This window comes from Enterobacter sp. HG048 (genome assembly GCF_024702055.1).
Lineage (GTDB): Bacteria > Pseudomonadota > Gammaproteobacteria > Enterobacterales > Enterobacteriaceae > Enterobacter > Enterobacter dykesii.
In genome coordinates this window covers 1-19,106 of sequence record NZ_JANLIZ010000006.1, presented here as the reverse complement: position 1 = coordinate 19,106, position 19,106 = coordinate 1, and the positions used below count along the sequence as shown (strand labels likewise).

The following is a 19,106-nucleotide window of genomic DNA, read 5'->3' as shown; positions in this document are numbered from 1 at the left end:
GATACATTAAAAACAGATGAAAAAAAATCCCCTCCGCGTCGTTAAACCCGACGAGGAAGGGATTGATTCGTAAATCGCTTATTGGGACGAATTATCGCCGGTAATGCATACGGGTTCAAGTGAGTATAGGGCATTGTGCGGCCTTTACCCCTCTCCCCAAAAGGAGAGAGGGAATAAAAAGCCTACTCGTCTTCCAGGTAGGTGTACCCGTACAGACCCGCTTCAAACTCTTCCAGGAACTGCTGCTGGAGCGCATCGTCCAGCCCGGTGTTTTTCACCTGGTCGCGGAACTGAGTGAGCAGTTTTTTCGGATCCAGCTGAACGTATTCCAGCATGTCCGCCACGGTGTCCCCTTCATCGGACAGCTCGATTTCCACGTTGCCGTCAGGGAACACGAACACGTCCACCGCTTCGGTATCACCGAACAGGTTATGCATGTTGCCGAGGATCTCCTGATACGCGCCGACCATAAAGAAGCCCAGCATCGGCGGGTTCTCCGGGTCGTACTCAGGCATTGGCATCGTCGTTGCGATACCGTCGCCGTCAACGTAGTGGTCGATAGCGCCGTCGGAATCACAGGTGATGTCCAGCAGCACTGCACGGCGTTCCGGGGCATGGTTCAGCCCTTCCAGCGGCAGAACCGGGAACAGCTGGTCGATACCCCAGGCATCCGGCATCGACTGGAACAGCGAGAAGTTGACGTAAATCTTATCCGCCATACGCTCCTGCAGCTCGTCGATAATCGGACGGTGCGCGCGGTTGCTCGGGTCGAGCTGTTTCTGCACTTCATGGCACATGTTCAGATAGAGCTGCTCCGCCCACGCGCGCTCCTGCAGGCTGAAGGTGCCTGAAGAATAACCCACGTGAATGTCGTGCAGGTCCATCTGGCTGTCGTGCAGCCATTCGCGCAGGGAACGACGCGTGCCCGGCTCGTGCATCTCCTGCCAGGTTTCCCACATGCTTTGCAGGGAACGCGGGGCATCGTCTGCCGGAGGCGTCGCTTCGCTGATTTCGCTACGCTCAACGCCGATGATGTTCGAGACCAGCACCGTATGGTGCGCGGTAACCGCGCGACCGGATTCGGTGATCACCGTCGGATGCGGCAGGCCGTTCTCTTCACAGGCATCGCCGATTGCCCAGATGATGTTGTTCGCGTATTCGTTCAGGCCGTAGTTCACGGAACAGTCAGACTGCGAGCGGGTCCCTTCGTAGTCCACGCCGAGGCCGCCGCCCACGTCGAAGCACTGAATATTCACGCCGAGCTTGTGCAGCTCAACGTAGAAACGCGCGGATTCACGCACGCCGGTGGCGATGTCGCGAATATTGGCCATCTGCGAGCCGAGGTGGAAGTGCAGCAGCTGAATGCTGTCCAGACGACCGCGCTCGCGCAGGATTTCCACCAGCTGCAGCACCTGGTTCGCGGCCAGGCCGAACTTGGATTTTTCGCCGCCGGAGGACTGCCATTTGCCGGAACCCTGCGACGCCAGACGCGCACGCACGCCAAGGCGAGGGATGACGTTCAGACGTTCGGCCTCTTCCAGCACGATCGCGATTTCGGTCATCTTTTCGATAACAAGATAGACCTTGTGGCCCATCTTTTCGCCAATCAGCGCCAGACGAATGTATTCACGGTCTTTATAGCCGTTACAGACGATCACTGAACGGGTCATGCCCGCATGCGCCAGAACCGCCATCAGCTCCGCTTTGGAGCCTGCTTCCAGACCCAGCGGTTCGCCGGAGTGGATCAGGGATTCAATCACGCGGCGGTGCTGGTTCACCTTGATCGGGTAAACCAGGAAATAGTCGCCTTTATAGCCGTAGGACTCACGCGCACGCTTGAACGCGGCGTTAATAGAACGCAGGCGATGTTGCAGGATCTGCGGGAAGCAGAACAGTGCAGGCAAACGCTGGCCCTGAGCCTCACGGGCTTTCACCAGTTTCGCGAGATCCACGCGCGCTTCAGGGACGTCCGGATCCGGGCAGACGCTGATGTGGCCCAGTTCGTTAACGTCGTAGTAGTTATTGCCCCACCAGGCAATATTGTAAGTGCGCAGCATCTTGCTGGCTTCCTCGGAGCTCATCGCAACCTCCTGCATAGAACGTAGTACACCCTGTTCGCCCGCTGACGAAGGCGAAAAAGAAGACATGTCGTCAGACATAGCGAACCTCAACTCTTTGTAATAAGTGTAAAACAGTTGACTACTATCGCAGCGTTATACGGCGATAACAACCCATAAACGGCTCCGTTTCCCAGCAGAGTATGCTGAAAACCAGACCGTGCGACCGGTTTCTTATTCATATCATTGTAAAACACGTATCCGAACTCTGTATGACAAGGTTCGGCGAAACCACGAGAAAACTCTTGTATTAACAAGAGCGCCCTTGTTCAGTTTTCACAAAGCGTGACCGGCCCTGGAATCCTGAGAAGCGCCGAGATGGGTATAACATCGGCAGGTTTGCAGACTAGAAATGCGGGTTGCGGGAATCAAATACGCGCCAGAACGGCTGCGCTGAATGTGCGGAAAACGATGGTTCATTATCTCGTATCACCTCCACGGCCGCCTCTGTTGAAACGGACCACAAGCCAAAGCTAATAGTTCACTGCTTAACCCGGCTGGAAGTGGCGACACGATGAGTTCATCGAGCGCTTATTTTATATGAGCCGCGCGCCGCGTTTTATACCGAGAAGGGGGCTAAAAAGCAAAACAAAAATGCGCGAGCTGCCAGCAGCGTCAGGAAAAATTTCCAGCTGCCATTTCAACGCCGTGAGAGATGAATCAAAAAAAACTGGAAATCGGGCGAAGAAGTGACCTAAAATAGCCGTCCAGATGTTAATCCATCTATACTGATTAACACTCATACTGCCAGTGTCAAAAACCTGCAGGCCTTGGTAGAATTATCTCCTTTGGCTATTCCGCACAGCAGCTTGAGCTAACCAAATTCCTCTTAGGTGAAATAAAACATGGCAAAACACCTGTTTACGTCCGAGTCCGTATCAGAAGGACATCCTGATAAAATTGCTGACCAAATCTCCGATGCGGTGCTGGATGCGATCCTGGCGCAGGATCCTAAAGCGCGCGTAGCGTGCGAAACCTATGTCAAAACCGGCATGGTTCTGGTTGGCGGTGAGATCACCACCAGCGCATGGGTTGATATCGAAGAGATCACCCGTAACACGGTGCGTGAGATCGGCTATGTGCATTCTGATATGGGCTTTGATGCCAACTCCTGCGCGGTTCTTAGCGCGATTGGCAAACAGTCTCCAGACATCAACCAGGGCGTTGACCGTGCCGATCCGCTGGAACAGGGCGCGGGCGACCAGGGCCTGATGTTTGGCTATGCAACCAACGAAACCGACGTGCTGATGCCAGCACCGGTCACCTACGCACACCGTCTGGTGCAGCGTCAGGCTGAAGTGCGTAAAAACGGCACCCTGCCGTGGCTGCGCCCGGATGCGAAAAGCCAGGTCACCTTCCAGTATGACGACGGCAAAATCGTTGGGATTGACGCGGTAGTGCTTTCTACCCAGCATTCCGAAGATATCGATCAGAAATCCCTGCAGGAAGCAGTGATGGAAGAGATCATCAAGCCAGTTCTGCCGACCGAATGGCTGAGCTCTGCGACCAAATTCTTCATCAACCCAACCGGACGCTTCGTTATCGGCGGCCCAATGGGCGACTGCGGCCTGACCGGTCGTAAAATCATCGTTGATACCTACGGCGGCATGGCGCGTCACGGTGGCGGTGCGTTCTCCGGTAAAGATCCGTCTAAAGTTGACCGTTCTGCGGCGTACGCGGCGCGTTATGTGGCGAAAAACATCGTTGCTGCCGGCCTGGCTGACCGCTGTGAGATCCAGGTTTCCTATGCTATCGGCGTAGCTGAGCCAACCTCCATCATGGTTGAAACCTTCGGAACTGAGAAAGTGCCTTCAGAACAGCTGACGCTGCTGGTGCGCGAGTTCTTCGACCTGCGTCCATACGGCCTGATTCAGATGCTGGATCTGCTGCACCCAATCTACAAAGAAACCGCGGCATACGGTCACTTTGGTCGTGAACATTTCCCATGGGAAAAAACCGACAAAGCCGCCCTGCTGCGTGAAGCTGCCGGTCTGAAGTAATCGACTGACATCTGCGTGATAAAAGGCCAGCCTTCGGGCTGGCCTTTTTTGTCGGATGGCGACGCAAAGGTGCGCATATGGAACCGATTACACCGCACCGGATGCGTCTCGCTTTCAGAATATTCTCTTTGCATGATCGCCTTTCTTCTGCTGTTACATCGCCTTTCAGTTAAGTCTGAAATGTGTTCTTTCGCGATGCATGTCACCTCGTTTACCTCTATATTTTCAAAGCTTTAATTATTTTTACGGTTGTGCGTTAGTGTAACCGATTACACCTATGTGATTAATCTCACATATTTTTACGGGTCACTCACCTACCCTTTACATCAATAAAACTGATAACCCAACTGGAGGGCATAATGCCTGACAATAAAAAACAGGGGCGTACGTCCAACAAGGCGATGACATTCTTCGTCTGTTTCCTCGCCGCCCTGGCAGGATTACTTTTTGGCCTGGATATCGGCGTGATTGCCGGTGCATTACCTTTCATCACTGACGAGTTCCAGATCAGCGCTCACACCCAGGAGTGGGTGGTCAGCTCCATGATGTTTGGCGCGGCCGTCGGGGCCGTCGGCAGCGGCTGGCTCTCCTTCAAGCTCGGGCGTAAAAAGAGCCTGATGATCGGCGCGATCCTGTTCGTTGCCGGTTCACTCTTCTCTGCCGCAGCGCCTAACGTTGAGGTTCTGCTGGTTTCCCGCGTGCTGCTCGGTCTGGCCGTGGGCGTGGCGTCCTATACCGCCCCGCTTTACCTGTCTGAAATCGCGCCGGAGAAAATCCGCGGCAGTATGATTTCGATGTACCAGCTCATGATCACCATCGGTATTTTGGGCGCGTACCTTTCCGATACCGCGTTTAGCTACAGCGGCGCATGGCGCTGGATGCTCGGCGTGATCATCATCCCGGCCATTCTGCTGCTGATTGGCGTCTTCTTCCTGCCGGACAGCCCGCGCTGGTTCGCCGCCAAACGTCGATTCCACGATGCCGAACGCGTACTGATGCGCCTGCGCGACACCAGCGCGGAAGCGAAAAACGAGCTGGAAGAGATCCGCGAAAGCCTGAAGGTCAAACAGTCCGGCTGGGCGCTGTTTAAAGAGAACAGCAACTTCCGCCGCGCGGTGTTCCTTGGCGTGCTGCTGCAGGTGATGCAGCAGTTCACCGGGATGAACGTCATCATGTATTACGCGCCAAAAATCTTTGAGCTGGCGGGTTATACCAACACCACCGAACAAATGTGGGGGACCGTCATTGTCGGTCTGACCAACGTGCTGGCGACCTTTATCGCCATCGGTCTGGTAGACCGCTGGGGACGTAAGCCAACCCTGACGCTGGGCTTCCTGGTGATGGCGGCCGGTATGGGTGTCCTCGGTACCATGATGCATGTGGGCATTCACTCACCAACCGCCCAGTACTTTGCGGTCGGCATGCTGCTGATGTTTATCGTCGGGTTTGCGATGAGCGCCGGTCCGCTGATTTGGGTGCTGTGCTCTGAGATCCAGCCGCTGAAAGGGCGTGATTTTGGTATCACCTGCTCTACCGCAACCAACTGGATTGCCAACATGATCGTCGGCGCAACGTTCCTGACCATGCTCAATACCTTGGGCAACGCGAACACCTTCTGGGTCTACGCCGGTCTGAACATCTTCTTTATTGTGCTGACTATATGGCTGGTTCCAGAAACCAAACACGTTTCTCTGGAACATATTGAACGTAACCTGATGAAAGGTCGTCCGCTACGCGAAATCGGCGCCCACGACTGATCCTCATGCGGGAGGCGCCTCTTGCGCCTCCCCGCTTCGCGCTTTATGCTTTGCCCCTATGAAAGCACCCCGTCTCCCCATCGCCCTTCAGCAAGCCGTTATGCGCTGCCTGCGGGAAAAACTCGCCCAGGCGAACCTGAAGCTCGGCCGCAATTACCCTGAACCTAAGATCGTTTATCAGCAGCGCGGCACCGCGGCTGGCACCGCCTGGCTCGAGCCCTATGAGATCCGCCTTAACCCGGTGCTAATGATGGAAAACCAGCAGGCGTTTATCGAGGAAGTGGTACCGCACGAGCTGGCGCATCTGCTGGTGTGGAAACACTTCGGACGCGTCGCGCCCCATGGAAAAGAGTGGAAGTGGATGATGGAAGCGGTGCTCGACGTTCCGGCACGCCGCACCCATCAGTTCGAGCTGGAATCGGTACGCCGCAATACCTTCCCCTACCGCTGCCAGTGTCAGCAGCACCAGCTTACCGTCCGCCGCCATAATCGCGTGGTGCGCGGCGAGGCGACCTACCGCTGCGTCAAATGCGGCGAGCCGCTGGTTGCGGAATAATCATCTGAACTTTCAGGAACTTTCCTGATCTGACTGATTGCATACGGGAACAACATTCGTTACGTTGCGGGCTCGTTTTAACACGGAGTGTAAGATGTCCCGTAATTTTTCTCTCGCGGTCGCCTTTCTGACGACGGCGCTCTCAGGCCATGCTCTGGCCGACGGTATCAACAGTTTCTCTCAGGCCAAAGCGGCCGGCGTAAAGGTCAACGCTGACGTGCCGGGCGATTTCTACTGCGGCTGTAAAATTAACTGGCAGGGTAAAAAAGGGGTCGTTGACCTTGAGTCCTGCGGATATAAGGTGCGTAAAAACGAAAATCGCGCCAGCCGCATTGAATGGGAACATGTCGTTCCGGCCTGGCAGTTTGGCCACCAGCGCCAGTGCTGGCAGGATGGTGGACGTAAAAACTGCGCCAAAGATCCGGTTTATCGTCAGATGGAAAGCGATATGCATAACCTGCAGCCTGCCGTAGGTGAAGTGAACGGCGACCGGGGTAATTTCATGTACAGCCAGTGGAACGGTGGCGAAGGCCAGTATGGTCAGTGCGGTATGAAGGTTGATTTTAAAGAGAAAGTCGCCGAGCCCCCTGCCCGTGCGCGCGGCAGCATCGCCCGCACCTACTTCTATATGCGCGACCGTTACGACCTCAACCTCTCCCGCCAGCAGACGCAGCTGTTCAACGCCTGGGACAAGCAGTACCCGGTGACGGAGTGGGAATGCCAGCGCGACGAACGTATCGCCAGAGTCCAGGGGAATCACAACCCTTACGTCCAGCGGGCTTGCCAGCCGCAAAAGAGCTAACCTACACTACGGCAATTCGCTTATATCGCATGACACATGGAATTTCTGACTATGCGCATTCCCCGCATTTACCATCCTGAACTGATTACCGCAGGCCGCGAAATCGCCCTGTCTGATGACGCCGCCAACCACGTTGGCCGCGTGCTGCGCATGGGCGCAGGTCAGGCAATACAGCTGTTCGACGGCTCGAACCAGGTTTTCGACGCAGAAATCACGCGGTCTGATAAAAAAAGCGTACACGTTAACGTCCTGCGTGGCGAAGTGGATGACCGGGAATCACCGCTGCACATCCATCTGGGCCAGGTGATGTCGCGCGGCGAGAAAATGGAGTTCACCATTCAGAAATCCATTGAACTGGGTGTAAGCCTCATTACGCCACTTTTTTCTGAACGCTGTGGCGTTAAACTGGATGCGGAACGTCTGAACAAAAAGATCCAGCAGTGGCAGAAAATTGCCATTGCGGCTTGCGAACAGAGTGGACGCAACCGTATTCCGGAGATCCGCCCGGCAATGGATCTGGAGGAGTGGTGTGCAGAAGAAGACAGTGGGCTGAAACTCAATCTTCATCCGCGCGCCAGCGCCAGCATCAATACCCTGCCCCTGCCCGTTGAGCGCGTACGCCTGCTGATTGGCCCCGAAGGCGGCCTGTCGGCGGATGAAATTGCGATGACGGCACGTTACCAGTTTACTGATATTCTGTTGGGACCTCGCGTTCTGCGCACTGAGACAACGGCACTCACGGCCATTACCGCGCTACAGGTACGGTTTGGCGATCTGGGTTGAAGCATTAACGGAGAAGAACATGATCAAGCTCGGCATCGTGATGGACCCCATCGCAAACATTAACATCAAGAAAGATTCCAGCTTCGCCATGCTGCTGGAAGCGCAGCGTCGCGGCTATGAACTCCACTATATGGAGATGAACGATCTTTACCTGATCAACGGTGAAGCCCGCGCGCGCACCCGCATCGTTAACGTCGAGCAGAACTACGACAAATGGTATGAGTTCGGCACCGAGCAGGATATCGCCCTGGCCGATCTCAACGTGATCCTGATGCGTAAAGATCCGCCGTTCGACACCGAATACATCTACTGCACCTATATCCTTGAGCGCGCAGAAGAGAAAGGCACGCTGATCGTCAACAAGCCGCAGAGCCTGCGCGACTGCAACGAGAAGCTCTACACCGCCTGGTTCTCTGACCTGACGCCGGAAACCCTGGTGACCCGCAGCAAAGCGCAGCTGAAAGAATTCTGGCAGAAGCACGGCGATATCATCATGAAGCCGCTGGACGGCATGGGCGGCGCGTCGATTTTCCGCGTGAAAGAAGGCGACCCTAATATTGGTGTGATTGCCGAAACGCTGACCGAGCTGGGCACGCGTTACTGCATGGCGCAGAACTATATTCCAGCGATCAAAGACGGTGACAAACGTGTTTTGGTGGTGGATGGCGAACCGGTTCCTTACTGCCTGGCGCGTATCCCGCAGGGTGGCGAAACTCGTGGGAACCTGGCGGCCGGCGGTCGCGGTGAGCCGCGCCCGCTGACCGAAAGCGACTGGGAAATTGCCCGCCGCGTTGGCCCGACGCTGAAAGCCAAAGGCCTGATCTTCGTTGGCCTGGATATCATCGGCGATCGTCTGACCGAAGTGAACGTCACCAGCCCGACCTGCATTCGTGAAATTGAAGCGGAATTCCCGATTTCGATCACCGGAATGCTGATGGACGCTATCGAAAAACGTTTACAGAAATAACCTAACAATACTATTAGTGACAGCGCCTGTGTTTGTCCCCATACTGGGCGCTGTCGCTTTTTAAACCAGGAAACAGTACCTCTGACAATGAATTTACAGCATCACTTTCTTATTGCCATGCCTGCTCTCCAGGACCCGATTTTTCGCCGCGCCGTGGTTTATATTTGTGAATACAATGAAGACGGCGCGATGGGCATTATCATCAATAAACCGTTGGAAAATCTTCAGGTTGAAGGAATTCTGGACAAGCTGAAAATCTCGGCTGAAGCGCGACTGCCGGAAATACGGCTTGATAAACCTGTGATGCTGGGCGGACCTCTTGCAGAAGACCGCGGTTTTATCCTGCATACGCCGCCGGTATTCTCTTCCAGTATTCGAATTTCGGATAACACCGTCATTACCACCTCGCGTGATGTGCTCGAAACGCTGGGTACCGCAGAGCAGCCTTCTGAAGTGCTGGTGACGTTGGGCTATTCGTCCTGGGAGAAAGGCCAGCTTGAGCAAGAGATCCTCGATAACGCCTGGCTTACCGCGCCTGCGGACATGAATATCCTGTTTAAAACCCCGATCGCCGATCGCTGGCGTGACGCGGCGAAGCTGATTGGCATTGATATCCTGACCATGCCTGGCGTAGCGGGGCACGCCTGATGAGCGGAACGCTTCTGGCCTTCGATTTTGGTACCAAAAGCATTGGCGTCGCCGTGGGTCAGCGCATCACTGGTACCGCGCGTCCGCTTACGGCACTGAAGGCCAATGACGGCACGCCAGACTGGAATCTTATCGAGCGTCTGCTCAAAGAGTGGCAGCCGGATGACGTGATTGTTGGGCTCCCGCTGAACATGGACGGCACAGAACAGCCGCTTACCGCCCGGGCGCGTAAGTTCGCCAATAAAATCCATGGCCGCTTTGGCGTCTCCGTGAAGCTGCACGACGAGCGTCTGAGCACCGTCGAAGCGCGTGCGGGTCTGTTTGAGCACGGCGGCTTTCGGGCGCTCAGCAAAGGCAGCGTGGACTCTGCTTCCGCCGTGATTATCCTCGAAAGCTATTTCGAGCAGGGCTTTTAAGCACGGGGGCCTACAGCCGCCCCTGCGCCCGTCTCTCCGCCAGGCTCTGGTCAAAGTTCTGCATTCCTGCCTGCTGACCGGTTTGAATGATGCCGGGCAGTTGCCACGTTTTCCCTTCACGAATCAGATTCGCCGCCGCCGCTGTGTTCACCAACAGTTCATACAACGCGACGCGCCCGCCCTGTAGATCGGGAAGCAGCCTCTGCGCCAGCACCGCCCGCAGGGTGCCGGCCAGTTGGTTACGCACCGGATCTTTCTCCTGCGCCGGGAACGTATCGACCAGCCGTTCAATCGCCTGCGATGCCCCGCGCGTATGCAGCGTCGCCAGCACCAGATGTCCGGTTTCCGCCGCCGTTAACGCCAGGCGGATCGTTTCGCTGTCGCGCAGCTCCCCCAGCAAAATAACGTCCGGATCCTGGCGTAAGGCGCTGCGCAGGGCTTCAGCAAATGACGGGCTGTGCTGACCTATCTCCCGCTGCTGGATCAGGCAACGTTCGCTCTGGTAGATAAACTCCACCGGATCTTCAAGCGTGAGGATATGGCCATCAGCATGGTAGTTAAGAAAATCGACCATCGCCGCCAGCGTAGTGGACTTCCCGCTGCCGGTCGCCCCCGTGACCAGAATCAGTCCGGCGTCATTTGACAACAGTTCCGGGATTACCCGCGGCGCGCCCAGCGAAGAGAGCTGTGGGCAGCTCCGTGGCAACAGCCGCAGCGTCAAAGAAACTCCGCGCATCTGCTTAAAGGCACTCCCGCGCAGGCGCTGGCCTCCCGCCACCGTCGCGGCAAAATCCACCTGTCCCTTTGCCCACCATGTTCCCTGCTGCTCATCGTTAAGCCACGCTTTTAATAACGCTCCGACATCGGGAGGCGGAAAGGGCGCAGGCTCAAGCCGGCCTAATCTACGCCAGCGCGGTGGCGAATCACTGCACAGGTGTAGATCGGAGACGTTATGCTTTACACTAAGGGCCACAATTTCTTCCACATCCATAGACTACTCCTCGGAAAATGAACGACATTGCGCATAACCTGGCACAGGTCCGGGACAAAATCTCAGCCGCCGCAGCGCGTTGCGGCCGTGCTTCAGAAGAAATTACGCTGCTTGCAGTCAGCAAAACCAAGCCTGCGAGCGCCATCGCAGAAGCTATTGATGCAGGCCAGCGGGCGTTTGGTGAAAACTACGTTCAGGAAGGCGTGGATAAAATTCGCTACTTCCAGGAACAGGGGAATACGGATCTGCAGTGGCACTTTATTGGCCCGCTGCAGTCGAACAAAAGCCGTCTGGTGGCAGAGCACTTCGACTGGTGCCACACCATCGACCGCCTGCGTATTGCTACCCGCCTGAATGACCAGCGTCCGGCAGAAATGCCGGCACTCAACGTGCTGATTCAAGTCAACATCAGCGATGAAAACAGCAAGTCCGGCATTGCTCTGAGTGAGCTGGATACGCTGGCCGCAGACGTGGCCGCCCTTCCGCACTTGACCCTGCGCGGGCTGATGGCAATTCCTGCGCCTGAGTCAAGTTATGAAAGGCAGTTTGCCGTGGCACAGCAAATGGCTGTAGCATTTGAGGCGCTTAAAGCGCGCTATAACACGGTAGACACGCTTTCGCTGGGCATGTCGGATGATATGGAAGCCGCCATCGCGGCAGGCAGCACTATGGTGCGCATCGGCACGGCAATTTTCGGTGCGCGCGACTACTCAAAATAATAAGGAAACCTGAGGAACGCCATGAAGACGTTGACTTTCCTGCTCTCAACAGTGCTTGAGCTGTATACGATGGCGCTTTTGCTGCGCGTCTGGATGCAGTGGGCCCGCTGTGATTTTTACAATCCGTTCTCGCAGTTTGTCGTGAAAATCACGCAACCTGTTGTCGGACCGCTGCGCCGCATTATCCCGGCGATGGGTCCCATCGACAGTTCGTCTCTGCTGGTGGCGTTTATTCTGAGCGTTATCAAAGCGATCGTGCTGTTTATGGTCATCACCTTCCAGCCGATTATTTGGATTGCTGCGGTCCTGATTTTAATCAAAACCATCGGCCTGCTGATTTTCTGGGTGCTGCTGGTCATGGCCATCATGAGTTGGGTAAGCCAGGGGCGTAGTCCGGTGGAGTATGCTTTGATCCAACTGGCCGAACCGCTGCTGCGCCCGATTCGCAATCTGCTGCCTTCGATGGGCGGTATTGATTTCTCGCCGATGATCCTGGTTCTGCTGCTGTACGTGGTTAATATGGGGATCGCTGAGCTGTTACAGTCGACGGGCGATATGCTGCTGCCGGGGCTGTGGATGGCGCTATGAGTGCCGTAAGCACCTGCGCTGACGGGCTGGTTTTGCGGCTGTATATTCAGCCGAAGGCCAGCCGTGACAGTATTGTCGGGCTGCATGGCGACGAGTTAAAAGTCGCCATCACCGCCCCGCCGGTTGACGGCCAGGCGAACGCGCATCTGACCAAATATCTGGCAAAACAGTTTCGCGTCGCCAAAAGCCAGGTCATCATTGAAAAAGGTGAACTTGGGCGACATAAACAGGTAAAAATCCTTAATCCGCAATCTATCCCGACGGAAGTCGCGGCTCTGAAAGAACAGGACTAAACCATGCAGAAAGTTGTTCTCGCGACCGGCAACGCCGGTAAAGTGCGCGAGCTGGCCTCGCTATTAAATGATTTTGGGCTGGACGTGGTCGCCCAGACCGATCTGGGCGTGGAGTCCGCCGAAGAGACGGGTCTGACGTTTATCGAAAACGCGATCCTGAAAGCGCGCCACGCCGCGCAGATTACCGGCCTGCCTGCGATTGCCGACGACTCCGGCCTGGCCGTGGATTTTCTCGGCGGTGCGCCGGGGATTTACTCTGCGCGCTATTCCGGCGTTGACGCCACCGACCAGCAGAATCTGGAAAAGCTGCTTGTCGCCCTGAAAGACGTACCGGACGAACAGCGCACCGCGCAGTTCCACTGCGTTCTGGTTTATATGCGTCACGCGGAAGACCCGACGCCGATTGTCTGCCACGGCAGCTGGCCGGGCGTGATTACCCGTGAAGCGGCTGGCAACGGCGGCTTTGGCTACGACCCTATTTTCTTTGTCCCGACCGAGGGCAAAACCGCTGCGGAACTCACCCGCGAAGAGAAAAGCGCAATTTCCCACCGTGGACGCGCGCTGAAACTGTTACTGGAAGCACTGCGTAATGGCTAATTTGCCGCCTTTGAGTCTGTATATTCACATCCCGTGGTGCGTGCAGAAATGCCCGTACTGCGATTTCAACTCGCACGCGCTGAAGGGCGAAGTGCCGCACGATGACTACGTTGCGCATCTGCTGGCCGACCTGGACGCCGATGTACCTTACGCACAGGGACGTGAAGTTAAGACCATTTTCATTGGTGGCGGTACGCCGAGCCTGCTGTCAGGCCCGGCGATGCAAACGCTGCTGGACGGCGTGCGTTCGCGCCTGAACCTGGCGGCGGATGCTGAAATTACGATGGAAGCCAACCCCGGCACCGTTGAGGCCGACCGTTTTGTCGACTATCAGCGCGCGGGCGTGAACCGCATCTCCATCGGCGTGCAGAGCTTTAGCGAACCGAAGCTGAAACGTCTGGGGCGCATTCACGGCCCGGAAGAGGCGAAGCGCGCGGCAAACCTGGCGACCGGTCTGGGCCTGCGCAGCTTTAACCTCGATCTGATGCACGGCCTGCCGGATCAGTCGCTGGAAGAGGCGCTGGACGACCTGCGCCAGGCGATCGAACTGAACCCACCGCACCTGTCGTGGTATCAGCTCACCATCGAGCCAAACACGCTGTTCGGTTCCCGCCCGCCGGTGCTGCCGGACGACGACGCGCTGTGGGATATCTTCGAGCAGGGTCACAGGCTTCTCACCGCTGCGGGCTATCAGCAGTATGAAACGTCCGCGTATGCGAAGCCGGGATACCAGTGTCAGCACAACCTGAACTACTGGCGCTTTGGTGACTATCTGGGGATTGGCTGCGGCGCGCACGGCAAGGTGACCTTCCCGGACGGGCGCATTCTGCGCACCGCCAAAACCCGCCACCCGCGCGGATACATGGAAGGCCGCTACCTGGAGCGTCAGCACGACGTTGAGGCGGAGGATAAACCGTTTGAGTTCTTCATGAACCGCTTCCGTCTGCTGGAAGCCGCGCCGCGCGCGGAATTTGCGCGTTACACCGGGCTGCCGGAGTCGGTGATTCGCCCGCAGATCGACGAGGCGCTGGCGCAGGGGTATCTCACCGAGAATGAGGAATACTGGCAGATCACCGAGCACGGCAAGCTGTTCTTAAATTCCCTTCTTGAGCTGTTCCTCGCCGACGATTCTGAAGGCTGATTCAGGATTTTGCATCCCGTTCTGCTGGCTGAGGGAAAGGCTGGCAGAGTGTGGGGATGGAAAAATCAAAACAACTCCGCAAACAAATTACGCCCGAAGAATTACGCCTCTGGGATTTGTTCAGAGGTCGTCGTTTCTTTGGGTATAAGTTTCGTCGGCAGATGCCTATTGGCACATATATCGTCGATTTTGCCTGCTTTAAGGCGAAGCTGATCGTTGAGCTGGACGGGGGACAACATCAGAATGAAGAGGCGTATGACTTACGAAGAACAGCATTCTTAAACGCAAACGGCTGGGAAGTTTTGCGGTTCTGGAATAATGAATTTAGGGCAAATGAGGATGAAGTGATGATGGTTATACTTCAACGACTGCAGAGCCTGATGCCCTCACCCTAACCCTCTCCCACAGGGAGAGGGAACGATTACACCCTCTCCCATGGGGAGAGGGCCGGGGTGAAGGGCCCAGCGCGCAGAGATCTTACTTCAGCGTCCCCACCAGCGCCTTCCGGCTATCTTCCAGCGACACCACGCGTTTACACACGTCTTTGCCGAACTGCTGGAAATCATCTTCCTGGTTCTTCCACTCGTTCTGAATGGAGGTCTGCAAGCCGCCCAGGCTGCCCAGCACGCCCTGCAGCGGGTTACCGCCGCCTTTCAGCACGGCTTTCGCCCCCATTTCGTTGATGCTGTCCTGCAGGATGCCGCCCATCGCCTGATTCACCAGCTGCTGCCCGTCAGCGCGGACCTGATCGATCGCCTTGTAGTGGAACGTCAGGCCGTCGGAGCGCGTCTCGATAATGCGGTTCATCTGCTCTTTAAGCTGCTTATCGAGCTTCGTCAGGCGGGTGCGCATATTGCTGCTCTCCCCCACCTCTTTGGTGATGATCTTATCCAGCGCGACGCGGCTTTTCTCAACGCGGGTCAGCGCGCCGTCGTTAATCCACGGCAGTGCGGTACGCAGCTCAGCCTGATAATCCTTCGCCTGCTCGCGCTGCGCGGCAGTCAGGTTTTGCGGCTTGCCGTTAAACGTCACGTTACCATCCGGCGTAATCATCAGATTGCCGTTCTCGCCTTTGACCTGCACGGTCTGCGGGCTTAACACCACGTCATCACGCGGGGTGACGCTACATTGATAATCCGCATGGGCGGTGAATCCGGTTGCCATCAAAGCAACAGCCAGCAACGTTTTGCGCATCTTAAACACTCCCTCAGACAAAATGGGCCAGCTAATGCTGGCCCCTTACTGCTTTATTAGTCCCACCAAACGTCGAAAAGTTCGCTGACGCGGACATCTTCGAGCTTGTGGTCTTCAAGCCATTTACGTACCAGCGCCTGATGTTCTTCGGTGCATTTACCCACTTCCTGGGTGCAGATCAGACCTTCCCAGGCCAGATAGCCGCTACCGTCGAAGGCCAGTTTGTTTGGCTCAATCACGTCATTGATGAACGCATCCACGTCCTGATCGATCTGCTCAACGCTGGTGCCTTCCGGGAAACGCCACGCAACGGAGAAGCCCACTTCCTGGAATTCTTCGATGTGCATCTTTTTACGCAGACGACGGCTACGATTCTTTGCCATTATTTCACCCTCTCGAACATTAAGTCCCATACACCGTGACCAAGACGATGGCCACGCTGTTCAAATTTCGTTACCGGACGCGATTCCGGACGCGGTACATAGTCGTTGCTCTCAGACTGGTTTTTATACCCGTCCAGCGACGACATCACTTCCAGCATATGTTCCGCATACGGTTCCCAGTCGGTCGCCATATGGAAGACACCGCCCAGCTTCAGCTTACTTTTCACCAGCTCGGCAAACGGCGCCTGAACGATACGGCGTTTATTATGACGTGCTTTGTGCCACGGGTCAGGGAAAAAGAGCTGAACCATGGTTAAAGAATTGTCAGGAATCATTTTATGCAGTACTTCCACCGCGTCGTGACACATCACGCGCAGGTTCTCTACGCCCTCTTCATGAGCCGTTGCCAGGCATGCACCCACGCCCGGGGAGTGGACTTCGATACCGAGGAAGTTCTGCTCCGGTCGCGCTTTCGCCATGGCCACCAGCGAGGTGCCCATACCAAACCCGATCTCCAGCGTGACGGGTGCTTCGCGGCCGAACAGTTCGGTAAAGTCCAGAGGCTGCTCGCTGAACTCAACGCCCATCACCGGCCAGTAGTTGTCCAGCGCATGTTGCTGCCCTTTTGTCAGGCGACCCTGACGGCGGACAAAGCTGCGAATACGGCGCAGCGGGCGACCGTTTTCATCAAATTCCGGTGAAATGACGTCGTTTTTCATAAAAGAGTTGTCTGCTTGTGAGAATGTTCGGGAAACGGGCATTATCCAAAGTTAAGGCTTCTATGCAAGCATGGGAAAGATCCGGTTTACAGCAGATTGACGCTGTGCTGCAATCTGCGTCCCTGATTATGCGAATCGATGACCATGCAAGCCTCTCAATTTTCAGCCCAGGTGCTGGACTGGTACGACAAATACGGGCGTAAAACCCTGCCCTGGCAAATTGAAAAAACGCCTTACAAAGTATGGCTCTCCGAGGTGATGTTGCAACAAACGCAGGTCGCTACGGTGATCCCTTACTTCGAGCGTTTTATGGCGCGCTTCCCGACGGTGACCGATCTGGCCAACGCCCCGCTGGACGAGGTCCTGCACCTGTGGACCGGTCTTGGCTATTACGCCCGGGCGCGTAACCTTCACAAGGCCGCACAGCAGGTTGCGACGCGCCACAACGGGAAATTCCCGGAAACCTTCGACGAGGTGGCGGACTTGCCCGGCGTCGGACGTTCAACCGCAGGCGCCATTCTCTCCCTGTCTTTAGGCAAGCATTTCCCGATTCTCGACGGCAACGTGAAGCGCGTGCTGGCACGCTGCTACGCCGTCGACGGATGGCCGGGGAAGAAGGACGTTGAAAAACGTCTTTGGGAAATAAGTGAAGCGGTCACCCCGGCTAACGGCGTCGAGCGTTTCAACCAGGCGATGATGGATCTCGGCGCGATGGTCTGCACGCGCTCAAAACCAAAATGCGAACTCTGCCCGGTGAATAATCTCTGCGTGGCGTATGCCAACCATTCATGGGCGCAATATCCGGGTAAGAAACCCAAGCAGACGCTACCGGAGCGCACCGGCTATATGCTGCTGATGCAGCACGGCGACCAGGTCTTCCTCGCCCAGCGTCCGCCGAGCGGTCTGTGGGGTGGTCTATACTGCTTCCCACAGTTTGAAGATGAAGATTTGCTGCGTGAATGGCTTAAACAGCGCGGGATTGCTGCCGATAACCTGACGCAGCTGACCGCGTTTCGCCATACGTTCAGCCATTTCCACCTGGATATTGTACCCATGTGGCTTCCCGTGTCGTCATTTGCCTCGTGCATGGATGAAGGCACCGCTCTCTGGTATAACTTAGCGCAACCGCCATCAGTCGGACTGGCGGCTCCCGTGGAGCGCCTGTTACAGCAATTACGTGCCGGTGCAATGGTTTAGCATCGACAAGAAAAAGAGGAATGAGTATGGCCAGAACGATTTTTTGTACTTTCCTGCAGCGTGACGCTGAAGGCCAGGATTTCCAGCTTTATCCGGGCGACCTGGGTAAACGCATCTACAATGAAATCTCCAAAGAAGCCTGGGGACAGTGGCAGAAAAAGCAGACCATGCTGATCAACGAGAAAAAACTCAGCATGATGAACCCGGAACACCGCAAGCTGCTGGAGCAGGAGATGGTGAGCTTCCTGTTCGAAGGTAAAGACGTGCACATCGAAGGCTATACGCCACCGGAAAAATAACAGCGTGCGGGGGAAACCCCGCCGTTAAAGCAAACACAACACGCACTCCCGGAATGATGAAAAAACTTTTAGCGCTAGCCCTTGTTGCGCCGTTGCTTGTCTCGTGTTCGTCAAAAAAAGGCGAAGATTACAACGAAGCCTGGATCAAGGACACCAACGGTTTTGACATTTTGATGGGGCAGTTTGCCCACAACATCGAGAACATATGGGGATTTAACGAAGTTCTTATTGCCGGACCAAAGGACTACGTTAAGTACACCGACGCCTATCAGACCCGTAGCCACATCAACTTTGATGAGGGGACGATCACGATTGAGACCATCGCAGGCACCGACCCTGCGGCGCGACTGCGTCAGGCGATCGTCAAAACCCTGCTGATGGGTGACGATCCGGGATCTATCGATCTCTACTCCGATGCCGACGATATCACTATCTCGAAAGAGCCGTTCCTGTACGGCCAGGTCGTCGATCAGACCGGTCAGCCGATCCGCTGGGAAGGTCGCGCCACGAAATTTGCCGACTACCTGCTGCAGACGCGCCTGAAAAGCCGCTCTAACGGTCTGAAGATTATCTATAGCGTCACCATCAACCTTGTCCCGAACCACCTCGACAAGCGTGCGCATAAGTACATTGGGATGGTGCATCAGGCCTCACGCAAATACGGCGTGGATGAGTCGCTGATCCTGGCGATTATGCAGACAGAATCCTCGTTTAACCCGTATGCGGTAAGCCGTTCCGACGCCCTGGGGCTAATGCAGGTTGTGCAGCACAGCGCCGGGAAAGACGTCTTCCGCGCGCAGGGGAAATCCGGCACGCCGAGCCGCAGCTATCTGTTCGATCCGCAGAGCAACATTGATACCGGCACGGCCTACCTGGCGATGCTAAACAATGTGTACCTGGGCGGAATTGATAACCCTACGTCGCGCCGCTATGCGGTGA

At 56.0% G+C, this 19,106-nt stretch carries 23 protein-coding genes; 17 read left to right on the top strand and 6 right to left on the bottom strand.

Features of this window, described 5'->3' with window-relative positions:
• Nucleotides 1-182 precede the first annotated feature (182 nt).
• On the bottom strand, nucleotides 183-2,159 hold the full coding sequence (gene speA / locus NUX24_RS09540; RefSeq protein ID WP_047650174.1) for a biosynthetic arginine decarboxylase: 1,977 nt from the start codon (nucleotides 2,157-2,159) through the stop codon (nucleotides 183-185).
• 8 nt (nucleotides 2,160-2,167) lie between these two features.
• Nucleotides 2,168-2,299, bottom strand: a complete 132-nt coding sequence (gene yqgB, locus NUX24_RS09535) for an acid stress response protein YqgB (protein ID WP_127341063.1) — start codon at nucleotides 2,297-2,299, stop codon at nucleotides 2,168-2,170.
• A gap of 663 nt (nucleotides 2,300-2,962) precedes the next feature.
• Between yqgB and metK the strand changes: the two genes are divergently transcribed.
• The 8 genes from metK (at nucleotide 2,963) to ruvX (ending at nucleotide 10,046) form a co-directional block, all read left to right on the top strand.
• Complete coding sequence (metK, locus tag NUX24_RS09530) at nucleotides 2,963-4,117, top strand: methionine adenosyltransferase (RefSeq protein ID WP_010435443.1); 1,155 nt, start codon at nucleotides 2,963-2,965, stop codon at nucleotides 4,115-4,117.
• A 359-nt stretch (nucleotides 4,118-4,476) separates the two neighbouring features.
• The gene (galP, locus tag NUX24_RS09525) at nucleotides 4,477-5,874 is read left to right on the top strand and encodes a galactose/proton symporter (protein WP_023309123.1); all 1,398 of its coding nucleotides are present in this window, start codon (nucleotides 4,477-4,479) and stop codon (nucleotides 5,872-5,874) included.
• A 58-nt stretch (nucleotides 5,875-5,932) separates the two neighbouring features.
• The gene (locus NUX24_RS09520) at nucleotides 5,933-6,430 is read left to right on the top strand and encodes a SprT family zinc-dependent metalloprotease (RefSeq protein WP_214576990.1); all 498 of its coding nucleotides are present in this window, start codon (nucleotides 5,933-5,935) and stop codon (nucleotides 6,428-6,430) included.
• Between the two features lie 94 nt (nucleotides 6,431-6,524).
• The gene (gene endA / locus NUX24_RS09515; protein ID WP_257831189.1) at nucleotides 6,525-7,232 is read left to right on the top strand and encodes a deoxyribonuclease I; all 708 of its coding nucleotides are present in this window, start codon (nucleotides 6,525-6,527) and stop codon (nucleotides 7,230-7,232) included.
• A gap of 51 nt (nucleotides 7,233-7,283) precedes the next feature.
• The gene (gene rsmE, locus NUX24_RS09510; protein ID WP_024906558.1) at nucleotides 7,284-8,015 is read left to right on the top strand and encodes a 16S rRNA (uracil(1498)-N(3))-methyltransferase; all 732 of its coding nucleotides are present in this window, start codon (nucleotides 7,284-7,286) and stop codon (nucleotides 8,013-8,015) included.
• Nucleotides 8,016-8,034: 19 nt separating this feature from the next.
• Nucleotides 8,035-8,982, top strand: a complete 948-nt coding sequence (gshB, locus tag NUX24_RS09505) for a glutathione synthase (protein ID WP_045329321.1) — start codon at nucleotides 8,035-8,037, stop codon at nucleotides 8,980-8,982.
• 87 nt (nucleotides 8,983-9,069) lie between these two features.
• Nucleotides 9,070-9,630: a YqgE/AlgH family protein gene (locus NUX24_RS09500; RefSeq protein ID WP_257831183.1), complete on the top strand. Its 561-nt coding sequence runs from the start codon at nucleotides 9,070-9,072 to the stop codon at nucleotides 9,628-9,630.
• A complete protein-coding gene (ruvX, locus tag NUX24_RS09495) occupies nucleotides 9,630-10,046 on the top strand; it encodes a Holliday junction resolvase RuvX (RefSeq protein ID WP_023326041.1) in 417 nt (138 codons plus the stop codon). Before NUX24_RS09500 ends, ruvX begins: the two co-directional genes overlap by 1 nt.
• 10 nt (nucleotides 10,047-10,056) lie before the next feature.
• Here the strand turns inward: ruvX and NUX24_RS09490 are convergent, their stop codons facing one another.
• Nucleotides 10,057-11,037 carry a type IV pilus twitching motility protein PilT gene (locus NUX24_RS09490; protein ID WP_257831180.1) on the bottom strand — a complete coding sequence of 327 codons (981 nt, stop codon included), beginning with the start codon at nucleotides 11,035-11,037 and terminating at the stop codon, nucleotides 10,057-10,059.
• A 17-nt stretch (nucleotides 11,038-11,054) separates the two neighbouring features.
• Between NUX24_RS09490 and NUX24_RS09485 the strand changes: the two genes are divergently transcribed.
• The 6 genes from NUX24_RS09485 to NUX24_RS09460 are packed head-to-tail and all read left to right on the top strand — an operon-like array spanning nucleotide 11,055 to nucleotide 14,770.
• Entirely contained in the window at nucleotides 11,055-11,756 is a 702-nt protein-coding gene (locus NUX24_RS09485) for a YggS family pyridoxal phosphate-dependent enzyme (RefSeq protein ID WP_257831178.1), read from the top strand.
• A gap of 21 nt (nucleotides 11,757-11,777) precedes the next feature.
• A complete protein-coding gene (locus NUX24_RS09480; protein WP_023309130.1) occupies nucleotides 11,778-12,344 on the top strand; it encodes a YggT family protein in 567 nt (188 codons plus the stop codon).
• The gene (yggU, locus tag NUX24_RS09475) at nucleotides 12,341-12,637 is read left to right on the top strand and encodes a DUF167 family protein YggU (protein WP_023333349.1); all 297 of its coding nucleotides are present in this window, start codon (nucleotides 12,341-12,343) and stop codon (nucleotides 12,635-12,637) included. The genes NUX24_RS09480 and yggU overlap by 4 nt, the downstream gene beginning before the upstream one ends.
• Nucleotides 12,638-12,640: 3 nt before the next feature.
• The gene (locus NUX24_RS09470) at nucleotides 12,641-13,234 is read left to right on the top strand and encodes an XTP/dITP diphosphatase (RefSeq protein ID WP_048979374.1); all 594 of its coding nucleotides are present in this window, start codon (nucleotides 12,641-12,643) and stop codon (nucleotides 13,232-13,234) included.
• Entirely contained in the window at nucleotides 13,227-14,375 is a 1,149-nt protein-coding gene (hemW, locus tag NUX24_RS09465; protein WP_126329739.1) for a radical SAM family heme chaperone HemW, read from the top strand. Before NUX24_RS09470 ends, hemW begins: the two co-directional genes overlap by 8 nt.
• Before the next feature lie 56 nt (nucleotides 14,376-14,431).
• Nucleotides 14,432-14,770, top strand: coding sequence for an endonuclease domain-containing protein (locus tag NUX24_RS09460; protein WP_257831171.1), 339 nt, complete (start codon nucleotides 14,432-14,434; stop codon nucleotides 14,768-14,770).
• An 82-nt stretch (nucleotides 14,771-14,852) separates the two neighbouring features.
• On the opposite strand, the gene NUX24_RS09455 is transcribed toward NUX24_RS09460, so the two are convergent.
• From NUX24_RS09455 to trmB, 3 genes are read right to left on the bottom strand one after another with little or no spacing between them, the layout of a single operon-like run.
• A complete protein-coding gene (locus tag NUX24_RS09455) occupies nucleotides 14,853-15,569 on the bottom strand; it encodes a DUF2884 domain-containing protein (RefSeq protein ID WP_257831169.1) in 717 nt (238 codons plus the stop codon).
• Nucleotides 15,570-15,625: 56 nt separating this feature from the next.
• Nucleotides 15,626-15,952, bottom strand: a complete 327-nt coding sequence (locus NUX24_RS09450) for a YggL family protein (RefSeq protein WP_014885198.1) — start codon at nucleotides 15,950-15,952, stop codon at nucleotides 15,626-15,628.
• The gene (trmB, locus tag NUX24_RS09445) at nucleotides 15,952-16,671 is read right to left on the bottom strand and encodes a tRNA (guanosine(46)-N7)-methyltransferase TrmB (RefSeq protein ID WP_033146613.1); all 720 of its coding nucleotides are present in this window, start codon (nucleotides 16,669-16,671) and stop codon (nucleotides 15,952-15,954) included. Before trmB ends, NUX24_RS09450 begins: the two co-directional genes overlap by 1 nt.
• 144 nt (nucleotides 16,672-16,815) lie before the next feature.
• Here trmB and mutY point away from each other — a divergent pair, with 144 nt between their 5' ends.
• From mutY to mltC, 3 genes are all read left to right on the top strand, one after another.
• Entirely contained in the window at nucleotides 16,816-17,868 is a 1,053-nt protein-coding gene (mutY, locus tag NUX24_RS09440; protein ID WP_257831166.1) for an A/G-specific adenine glycosylase, read from the top strand.
• 26 nt (nucleotides 17,869-17,894) lie between these two features.
• Entirely contained in the window at nucleotides 17,895-18,167 is a 273-nt protein-coding gene (locus NUX24_RS09435; RefSeq protein ID WP_023309138.1) for an oxidative damage protection protein, read from the top strand.
• A 56-nt stretch (nucleotides 18,168-18,223) separates the two neighbouring features.
• Nucleotides 18,224-19,106: membrane-bound lytic murein transglycosylase MltC (gene mltC, locus NUX24_RS09430; protein WP_257831163.1), on the top strand; the 883-nt coding region annotated here is incomplete at its 3' end.